Below are 9,922 nucleotides of genomic sequence, written 5' to 3' on the forward strand. Positions count from 1 at the left end.
CCGCCATAAATATTGATTTTGTATTGCCATGAAGTCATATTAATAACATCATCGCCGTCCGTGCCGTGTAAATTCAAACCCATTTCACGCATTTGCGCCATTGTGAATGTTTTGTCTTGAAAGACAAAAGTTTCGATTTCATAGCAACTGCTTTGATAGTAATTGCTGCTGAAAAAATATTGAATCCGAACGCTGTCGCCGCTTTGCTGATGGGTAACGATTAAGTCATCGCTGTCTTGATGCCAACGGGTTTCGCCGTAATTAATATCAGTGAATTGAATGGTGTCATTATCTTTTACAGTTTTACTGTCGTAGTCACAAACCGTATCCTGTCCATGCCCTTGGGCAAACAGATAGATATCGCCTCCATAACCACCCGCTAAATAATCATTACCCGACCCACCAATCAGCGTATCCGCGCCGCTGCCGCCATAAAGTCTATCGTCGCCCTCACCGCCGTCTAATAAATTATCTTTATCAACTACCCGAATGGTGTCGTTGCCCAGTCCACCGTAAATATCGGCTTTGTATTGCCATGCGTAGAGGCTGATGTCGTCATTACTGTCTGTGCCATATTCTGTGAAGCGTATGTTTTTCAAATCAGCAAAACGGAATGTTAGGTCTTGAAAAACAAAAGTTTCGATTTTATAGGAATCGTGACCTAAAAAATACTTAATACGAACGCTGTCGCCGCTTTGCAGGCTGGTAATAATTAAATCGCTGTTGTCTTGATACCAATGGGTTTCTCTGTAATTGACATCGGTGAATTGAATGGTGTCATCACCCGCAGTATTGGCGTTGTAGTCATAAATCGTGTCTTGTCCATGTCCTTTGGCAAACAGATAGGTATCGCCATAAAAACCACCCTCTAAGTAGTCATTGCCCGCGCCGCCAATTAAGGTATCTTCATCACTGCCGCCATAGAGTTCATCGTCGCCCTCGCCGCCGATTAATAAATCATTGCCGCTGTTGCCTGTTAAAATATCGTTGCCCTCGCCGCCATCCAATAAATCATCTGCATTAGCTGCTCCAATGGTGTCGTTGCCCAGCCGTAAATATTGGCTTTGTATTGCCATGAGTAGCTGAGGCTAATGCCATCATCGCCGTCTGTGCCGTATAAATTCAAGCCCATTTGTGCCAATGTAAAGGTTTGGTCTTGGAAAATAAAGGTTTCAATTTCATAGTTACTGCTTCTGAAAAAATCCTGAACCCGAACACTGTCGCCGCTTTGTTGGTTAGCAATAATTAAATCATAGCTGTCTTGATGCCAACGGGTTTCGCTGTAACTAATATCGGTGAATTGAATGGTGTCATTGCTCACAATACCGTAGCTGTAGTCATAAACCGTATCTTGCCCGTGCCCTTTGCTGAACAGATACGTATTGCTGTAATTATTCCCCTCTAAATAATCATTGCCCAATCCACCGTCAATATTGACTTTGCCCTGCCATTCGCTGAGGTTAATATTGTCATCGCCGTCTGTACCGTGTAAATTCAAACCCATCTCACGAATTTGTGCCGGTGTAAAGGTTTGGTCTTGGAAGACAAAGGTTTCGATTTCGTAGTGTTTGCTGAGGAAAAATCTTTGAATCCAAATGCTGTCGCCGCTTTGCGGATTGGTAATCATTAAATCGTAACCGTTCTTCTGCCAACGGGTTTCGCCATAATTGACATCAGTGAATTGAATGGTGTCAATACTCACAGTGCTGCTGTATTCGTAGTCATAAACCGTGTCTTGTCCGTGTCCTTTGCTGAATAAATATGTGTCGCTCCCATAACCACCCGACAAATGATCATTACCCGATCCGCCAATCAGTGTATCTGCGCCACTATTACCGGAAAGTCTGTCGTTACCTTCTCCGCCGTCCAATAAATTACCTTTAGTGGCTGCCTGAATGGTGTCGCTGCCCAATCCGCCGTAAATATGGGCATTGCCCTGCCATGTGCTGAAATTAAGGTTGTCATTGCCGTCTGTACCGTAGAAATTCAAACCCATTTCACGCATTTGCGCCAGTGTGAATGTTTGGTCTTGGAAGATAAAGGTTTCGATTTCATAGTAACCGCTTTGGTAGCGATTGTTGAAGAAATCCTGAATCCGAACGCTGTCGCCGCTTTGTTGATTGATTAGCAATAAGTCGTAGTCGTTTTGATGCCAACGGATTTCGCTGTAATTAACATCGGTAAATTGAATGGTGTCATTGTCTGCAACACCGTCACTGTAGTTACAAACCGTATCTTGTCCGTGTCCTCTGCTGAATAAATAGGTATCTGCTCCCTTACCACCATCTAAGTGGTCAGCAATACCCGCCCCGCCAATTAAAGTATCCGAACCACTGCTGCCATAGAATCTGTCGCCATAAAGTTTGTTGCTGATTAAGGTATCCGCTGTGAATGTTTGGTCTTTAAAGATAAAAGTTTCGATTTGATAATTGATGTTGCTGAAGAAGTTTTGAATACAAACAGAATCGTTGTCATTATTGCCATAAATCAGTAAGCTATTGCCATTTTTCTGAAGCCTTACTTCGTTAAAAGAAATATTCTTGAAATAGATAATATCATCGCCATTGCCATTATCACTGATAGTATTCTGTCTGTGCCCCTTGCTGAACAGATAAATATCACCCAATGCACTTCCTTCTAACCGATTATTGTAAACATTGCCTTCGATGATTTTAAAATTCTCAACCATCATATTGCCCAACAGAATATTTTGTGTTGCCAACAGGACAAAATTGGCAAAAAACATTTCTTGATAATTGGGGCTGTAGTTTCCCAAATCTCTGGCAACTTTTAATAAAATGCCTATGGTTTCCGTTTCTGAGTTTTCAGCCAAACCTTGCAGCTTGGCATTGAAGGCTTGCCAGCTGTAGCCCACGCTTTGGGTGTCCGCTTGCCATTGTTCCAGCAATAAGCTGTCGAACGCATCTGCATATTTGCCTTGTGCCAGCAAATTCGCGCTGACATAATCGGCAAAGAGGGTGAACTCTGCTTTCAATAATTGAGAAGCAACTTCACCCGGATTTCTCCACCCATGTTGATAAAAGTCCCTGCCGGTTAAATGCTCCAAAGCCACCAGCTGCCGTGCATCAATATTATCACCGCGCCCTTGCGGATCAACGCTTTCACTCCTTGTCCAGTGGTAAATCAATGCACTTAAACTTTCGGCGGTGGGAGCATTCAGATAATCGGCAACCATTCCTTTTAACACCGCATCTTTCATCATCGCCTGATGCAAATTCAATACATCGCCAAACCCACGCACATAAGGTAGCGCGGCAACATCGGCACTCACTGATTCATGCCGGTATTGACTGTCTGTTTTATTCACCGAGAACCACACATCATGGGCAGCGGTTTGTTTGCCGTCTGCCCAAGTAACGCTGCTTTGTTGTTTGTGCGCATTGCCGTGCGCATCAACAAAACTGCTGTTTTTATAATTTAATTGAATGGCAGTAATGCCGCTGTTTTGAATGGCGGTTAATTCACCCGCATCGGCATATCCGTTTTGGTTTTTGTCTTGCCACAGTTTTAATTCCTGCCAAATTGCATCTTGTTCGGTGATTTGTTTATCACCGTTGGCATCGTGTGCTTTAAGGGCTTCAAAACCATTAGCGGCTCTTGTACCATTCGGTAATAGGGTATTGTCGCCGAATAATTCGCCGCCATTGTCAATTTGATTGTTATTGTTTAAATCACGCACCAATAAGGCATCTTCCGCGCTTGCCCAACCGGTGTTTTCAGCAAAACCATTACCGTCGTGGTCGTGGTAAACATGTCCGCCTTTTGGTGTGGTTTGCACGCCATCACCGTTTAGGTCAATAATAATGGGCGATGGGTTCAATTCGGCGGGTCTTGTATTGGGACCGCCGCCATCTCCGCCGCCGTCTCTCTTTGTCAAACGAATACCCAAATCACCGTTTTTAAAATCGGAAATTTGTAATCCGTTATTCACAATCAAATCGCCGCCAGCCCAATAATAGGTTAATCCATCACCATAATAGATATTCGCAGGATCTGTTTCGGAATTGTGTTCACCGCCTGCGAGCTTGTTTTCTCTGTCATTTAAAAATACCTCACCCTTGCCGTCTTTATCCATAATGGTATCGAAATCATCGGCATAATAGGTATCATAGCCGGATTTGTCTTCCATAATATCCTCACCGCCGCTGACGCGATAAATATCATCGCCGCCATTGAAATCGGCTAAATAATCATTGCCGCTGCCGCCGCCGTAACCGTGCTTGGTAGTGTTGTCTATATCCAGCGTATCGCCCTTTTCCAGCAATAAATGGTTTTTATAGAAAGTAATGCGCCCTTCATCCAACAGCCACGGATTGGCTTCCACCAGCTGTTTCACCGTCATTTGATTGTCATGAGCAATGGTGTATAAAGTATCACCCGATTTCACCTCATAATAATCGCGCCCATCACCAAAATTAATCTTATCGCCGCTGTTTAATAAAACATTGGAAATCACAAAGGATTCAGAAGCAATTTTATCCAGATTATTGCGGATAACCAGACTGGTATTGCCGTCAACAATCGCATAGGTTTTGCCGTCTTCGGTGATATAGTGAATGGCTTCGGCATCAATAATATCCTGATAGGCTTTTTTTAAGGCTTCTTCGCTGTTCATTTTCACAGCAGCATTATCATTTTGCACATCAATGGTTTCACCTGTTTGAGGATTAACCAGATATTGACGGTTGTTTTCATCAATATTGCTGCCATCAACGCCGCCATCACCTTGATATTTGGTAATACTTAAATTATCGTCAGAACCCCATGCTTTATCCGCCCACTCAGAAATCGCATTATAAACTTTATACACCGCATCAGAAGCGGCATCTTTCCATTCTTGAGGGATAACGTATTCCCAGACAAAATCCATAGCAAGACCGACAGCAACACCAACGGCAATAGCAAAAATACCAGGTGAAGCAGCAATACCTACAGAAGCAGCTGCAAAAGACACAACAGCAGTTCCTGCAACTCCAAACCCAACTCCCAATAAATTGGTGATAACATCTTTAGTTTGTTGCTCTGCGGTTTTATCATCGCCGGTTAAATCATCACTTAAGCCAGTAGCCATACCCATTAGTACACCAAAAATTTTACCCAAATTACCCGGTATGGCTTTACTGAAATTCTCTAAAGAATTCAACAATAATTTGCTGCTTAATACACTTTTTAAGGAGTGCAATTGTTTCAGGCTGCCCAATAAATTATCTAAAGATTGGGACAGTGTTTTACCTGAATCTTGAATAACATTTTTAAAATGTTGATCAAAACTCAACCGCCCCGGTTTTGATGACACTGCATCCAAGGCTTGTTTGACCGCAATATCCAAACCATTGATGAATGCACCAATGGCAGTACTGGTTTCTTTAAAAATCGGATGAACACGATTTTCTAATAGAGCTTTTTCCTCTGGTGTGAGTGTTTCCTTTTTACGTAATTCATCTAATTCACCTGTCCATGCCAGATAGTGTGCTTGAATATCCAAAGAAATTTGTTCAAAAACGGTTGCCATGTGATTACTCCTATCAATACATCAGTTAATTTAAAAATTAAAAATCAAACTCGTTGAACTTCACCAAAAAAATCATTATAAATAAATGTTCCTGAAACACCATAGGAAAGCATAAAAATACTACACCACCACATAAAATACCTTCCTATAAATCTAAAAAATAAATACCAATCAAAATTATTTGCACAAGAAATTATTTTTATCCCCACAGTGCAAGATACCCCAAAAGGTACTGGGAATTGAAATAATACCCAATACATTAGCCAAACCAAACCAATACCCACTAAAAAACGAAATCCAAGTATGCCTCTACTTAAAGTAAACCAAAGATTTTTTCCACCATTTTGAATATGAATACAATAATCATACCATGTAAATAGAACAATCCCTCGTCCCTTAAAAACCATATAAATAGTGGTTAAAACCAATAAGCATCGATATAAGGCTGGCTCTATATTGTCATAAATCTCAAATCCATGATATCCAGTATATAAATATTTTAATGTGTATTCAAAAATAAATGAAATATATTTTTCTAACTTCAAAAAATATATAATATAAGTAATTACCAACACCCATATAAAACCATAAACACACATTAAGAATAATCGCCACATAAGACGATTGCCCATAACGGTAGGATTAACATCAACCACTTTCCCATGAAAAAATGGTTTTTTATGTTTCACCCGCCACAATACTTCACGCCGATACCATACATATAAAATCATTGCAAACAGAAACGGAAACCAATTTAAATTACTAATATAAATTACCAGAGCAATAAGTAACAATAAAAAATCATGGTTTCTCTTTAAAAAAGACAGCATTATATTAATTTCCTTTACGCAAATAAATTTTAATATATTCATCTATTATTGAATATTTTGCCCAGATTGCCCAGTATGGCTTTGCCAAATCCTTCCATGGCATTCACCAAAGTTTTACTGGTAAGCACATTTTTAAGTGCTGTTAATCGCGTCATACAATCCAGTAAATTGTCTATGGAGTGCGATAATTGCTTGCCTGATTGGGTAATCGTGTTTTTAAAATTCTGATCAAAATGAAAAGAGCCTGATTGCCCTTTTACACTATTCAGTGCTTGATTAACTGAAATCTCCACCCCTGATACAAAAGCACCAATCGCCACACTGGCTTCTTTAAAAATTGGATGTACACGATTCTCTAATAGCTCCCTTTCTTCAGGAGTTAGCGTTTCTTTTTTACGCAGTTCATCCAACTCACCTGTCCATGCCATCAAATGTACGTTAACATCAGTACGAATTTGTTCCAAAATAGTTGCCATGTTTAACTCCCGTTAGTGTACTCAAATTTGATTTAAAATTTTAAAAATCAAGCTCTATCAACTAAGTCAGAAAAATCTTTATAAATAAATGTTGAAAAAAAACCATAACAAATAAATAAAAGAACTGACCACCAAAAAAAATATCGTATCATAAATCTAAAAAAGAAATACCTATTAGAAATATTAATACAAGTAATTAGTTTTAATTCTGTGGGACATGATACTGCAAATACTGGTGTTTGAAATAGTGTCCAATATCCACAAAACCAAACTAAACAAACTCCTAATAAAAAACGAAGCCATATAATACCTCTAGTCAGGGAAAGCCAAAGATTTTTTCCTCCTTTTTGAATATGAATACAATAATCATACCATGGAAATAATATAATTCCTCTTCCATAATAAGTTGCATAGATTGTTACCAAAACCAATAGATATCGGTGTAATAAAAATTTCTTATTTAAATAAACTTCTGTACCGGAAAATCCTGTATATAGATATTTAAGTGTATATTCAAATATAAATGAAATATATGCTGACAAATTCAGAAAATTTAAAATAAAGGCAACCAATAATACCCACACAAAACCACGTATAATAAATAAAAATAATTGCCAAATTACACGATTAACCATAACAGAAGCACTAGCATCAACTATTTTTCCATGAAAAAATGGTTTTTTATGTTCCACCCGCCATAATACTTCACGCCGATACCATATATATAAAATCATTGCAAAAAATAACGGAAACCAATTCAAATTAAAAATATATATTGTAAAAGCAATGAGTAACAATAAAAAATCATGGTTTTTCTTTAAAAAAGACAGCATTATATTAATTTCCTTTATGTAAATAAGTTTTAATATATTTACCTATTATTAAATATTTTGCCCAGATTGCCCGGTATGGCTTTGCCAAACCCTTCCATGGCATTCACCAAAGTTTTACTGGTAAGCACATTTTTAAGTGCTGTTAATCGCGTCATACAATCCAGTAAATTGTCTGTGGATTGCGACAATTGCTTGCCTGATTGGGTAATTGTGTTTTTAAAATTCTGATCAAAATGAAAAGAACCTGACTGCCCTTTTACACTACTCAGTGCTTGATTAACTGAAATCTCTATCCCCGATATAAAAGCACCAATTGCCACATTGGCTTCTTTCAAAATTGGGTGAACACGATTCTCCAATAATGAACGCTCCTCAGGGGTAAGCGTTTCTTGGTTCATCAGTTTTTTTAATTCGCCGTTCCATGCCATAACATGCACATCAAAGTCTTTGCGAATTTGTTCCAAAATGGTTGCCATAATAAAAATCCTTTCAATTTGTTAAATTAAAACTATAAAGATAAAGCTCGTTCTGTAGTGCCAAATCCATCTTTATATATGCTCCCATAAAAAAGAGCACCTAATAAAAATAAAAAAACTGTCCACCAAAAAAAATACCTAAACATAAATCTAAAAAAATAATACCCCTCCTCAATGCTAATACAGGTTATTAATTTTGTTCCGGTTGAACAAGAAAGTGCAAATATTGGCATTTGAAATATTGCCCAATACCCCATTAGCCAAATAGCACCAATTGCCAATAAAAGACGAAACCCAACAAAGCCTCTGCTTATCGTATATAAAAGATTTTTTCCGCCTTTTTGAATATGAATACAATAGTCATACCATGGGAGCAATATAATTTCTCTGCCATAGTAAACCGCATAGATTGTTATTAAAACCAATAGATATCGGTGTAATAAAAATTTTTTATTTAAGTAAACTTCTGTACCGGAAAACCCTGTGTATAAGTATTTAAATGTATATTCAAATATAAATGAAACATATACTGCTAAATTCAGGAAATGTAGAATAAAGGCAACTAACAATACCCATACAAAACCATAAATAAAAAATAAAAATAGCCTCATCGCAACACGATTACCCATAACCTTAGCATTAGCATCAGCAACTTTCCCATGAAAAAATGGTTTTTTATGCTTTACCCGCCACAATACCTCGCGCCGATACCATACATATAAAATCATTGCAAACAGAAATGGAAACCAGCTGAGCTTTTGCGTATAAATCAAGAAAGCCAGTAGTAACAATAAAAAATCATGGTTTCTCTTTAAAAAAGACAGCATTGTATTAATTCCCTTTGTAGCAGTTGGTTTGATAGCCGATTCTCCATGCTTCAATACCTTTTTTAAAATCATCAAATGCTTTATCAATAATATCATCACGGATCATATAATCAAGCATATTACTCATTTTTCATCCCCTTTTAGAGAGTTAAGTTGTTTACAGCGAATATTACGAACAAAAAAAGTAATAAATTCATCAAAAGCTACAGAAATCCCAAACCACCAGGTAAAGTAAGCAAAATACATGGTAATAGGCATACTAATAGTATTTAAACATGAAATACTGGCTTTCATATGAGTACAATTACCATCTCCGGGAAATATAGATATTACCCATACAAACATTACTACCCAAAAACCCATAAATAAAAGACGGAAATAACTGCCTCTGTTTTCTTCTCCGCCATATTCGTAATCCAATTTTTCTCTACATTGATTTTTGATTGCCCAAGCATGAAAATAAAAGTGGCGAAACTGCCATAATGCTAAAATGGTCATAATGGTCATACTGGCTTGGTATAAATTACCATTGGGTGAAAATCCCGATAAAGAAAACCCATTCTCTGCTGTTTTTAATGCCCCGCTTGCACCAACATAAATATAGGATAAGAACCATTTAAAAATCATTTCCAGCGTAGTATAGATATAAAAAATAACTATTCTTATCGCAGAAATATGAATTAAAATATCAAAAACAATATAATGCAGCATAAGAGCGATAAAAATATTACGCAAAAACATTTTTGCTACTGACAATCCCAAACTTTGAACATTTTTACCTTTTTTATAGCGATGTACTAATTCTATGTGCATGGCATTCCAAACCAGCCAGCAACAAAATAAAAAATATGCCAATTGCGGCTTTATAAATGCCAAAGCAATAATCGCTGTCAATGAACCAAAAATCCATTTTAGATTAAACTTTGGTTCAATAATATAAATATCTG

Annotated in this window: 9 protein-coding genes and 1 pseudogene; all 10 read right to left on the reverse strand. The window is 37.7% G+C overall.

All coding sequences use genetic code 11. The features are described from left to right. Nucleotides 1–773 (reverse strand): calcium-binding protein (locus Q384_RS14385; protein ID WP_425423486.1); only part of this gene is annotated, 773 nt, incomplete at its 3' end. After that, nucleotides 759–1,046 (reverse strand): annotated as a pseudogene (locus Q384_RS14550) (calcium-binding protein); the annotation flags it as partial. The pseudogene Q384_RS14550 and the gene Q384_RS14385, both read right to left, overlap by 15 nt. After that, the gene (locus Q384_RS09880) at nucleotides 977–5,533 is read right to left on the reverse strand and encodes a calcium-binding protein (protein WP_037587614.1); all 4,557 of its coding nucleotides are present in this window, start codon (nucleotides 5,531–5,533) and stop codon (nucleotides 977–979) included. The gene Q384_RS09880 and the pseudogene Q384_RS14550, both read right to left, overlap by 70 nt. Before the next feature lie 44 nt (nucleotides 5,534–5,577). Beyond that, on the reverse strand, nucleotides 5,578–6,363 hold the full coding sequence (locus Q384_RS09885; RefSeq protein WP_037587616.1) for a hypothetical protein: 786 nt from the start codon (nucleotides 6,361–6,363) through the stop codon (nucleotides 5,578–5,580). A gap of 38 nt (nucleotides 6,364–6,401) precedes the next feature. Continuing rightward, nucleotides 6,402–6,839, reverse strand: coding sequence for a hypothetical protein (locus tag Q384_RS09890; protein WP_037587618.1), 438 nt, complete (start codon nucleotides 6,837–6,839; stop codon nucleotides 6,402–6,404). A 47-nt stretch (nucleotides 6,840–6,886) separates the two neighbouring features. Next, nucleotides 6,887–7,672 carry a hypothetical protein gene (locus Q384_RS09895; RefSeq protein WP_037587621.1) on the reverse strand — a complete coding sequence of 262 codons (786 nt, stop codon included), beginning with the start codon at nucleotides 7,670–7,672 and terminating at the stop codon, nucleotides 6,887–6,889. Nucleotides 7,673–7,710: 38 nt separating this feature from the next. Next, nucleotides 7,711–8,148 carry a hypothetical protein gene (locus Q384_RS09900; protein WP_037587623.1) on the reverse strand — a complete coding sequence of 146 codons (438 nt, stop codon included), beginning with the start codon at nucleotides 8,146–8,148 and terminating at the stop codon, nucleotides 7,711–7,713. Nucleotides 8,149–8,180: 32 nt separating this feature from the next. Then, nucleotides 8,181–8,975: a hypothetical protein gene (locus Q384_RS09905; protein ID WP_037587625.1), complete on the reverse strand. Its 795-nt coding sequence runs from the start codon at nucleotides 8,973–8,975 to the stop codon at nucleotides 8,181–8,183. 4 nt (nucleotides 8,976–8,979) lie between these two features. Further along, the gene (locus tag Q384_RS14390; RefSeq protein WP_281174538.1) at nucleotides 8,980–9,102 is read right to left on the reverse strand and encodes a hypothetical protein; all 123 of its coding nucleotides are present in this window, start codon (nucleotides 9,100–9,102) and stop codon (nucleotides 8,980–8,982) included. After that, nucleotides 9,099–9,922, reverse strand: an 824-nt coding sequence (locus Q384_RS13650) for a hypothetical protein (protein WP_037587627.1), incomplete at its 5' end; no start/stop codon positions are given. The genes Q384_RS14390 and Q384_RS13650, both read right to left, overlap by 4 nt.

Source organism: Stenoxybacter acetivorans DSM 19021, assembly GCF_000745895.1.
In the GTDB taxonomy this organism is placed as follows: Bacteria; Pseudomonadota; Gammaproteobacteria; order Burkholderiales; family Neisseriaceae; genus Stenoxybacter; species Stenoxybacter acetivorans.

Excerpts from the sequence above, each read along its gene's own strand:
- Q384_RS09885 (WP_037587616.1), bottom strand. The coding sequence starts at position 6,363 with ATGCTGTCTTTTTTAAAGAGAAACCATGATTTTTTATTGTTACTTATT.
- Q384_RS14390 (WP_281174538.1), bottom strand. The coding sequence starts at position 9,102 with ATGAGTAATATGCTTGATTATATGATCCGTGATGATATTATTGATAAA.
- Q384_RS09900 (WP_037587623.1), bottom strand. The coding sequence starts at position 8,148 with ATGGCAACCATTTTGGAACAAATTCGCAAAGACTTTGATGTGCATGTT.
- Q384_RS09890 (WP_037587618.1), bottom strand. The coding sequence starts at position 6,839 with ATGGCAACTATTTTGGAACAAATTCGTACTGATGTTAACGTACATTTG.
- Q384_RS09905 (WP_037587625.1), bottom strand. The coding sequence starts at position 8,975 with ATGCTGTCTTTTTTAAAGAGAAACCATGATTTTTTATTGTTACTACTG.
- Q384_RS09880 (WP_037587614.1), bottom strand. The coding sequence starts at position 5,533 with ATGGCAACCGTTTTTGAACAAATTTCTTTGGATATTCAAGCACACTAT.
- Q384_RS09895 (WP_037587621.1), bottom strand. The coding sequence starts at position 7,672 with ATGCTGTCTTTTTTAAAGAAAAACCATGATTTTTTATTGTTACTCATT.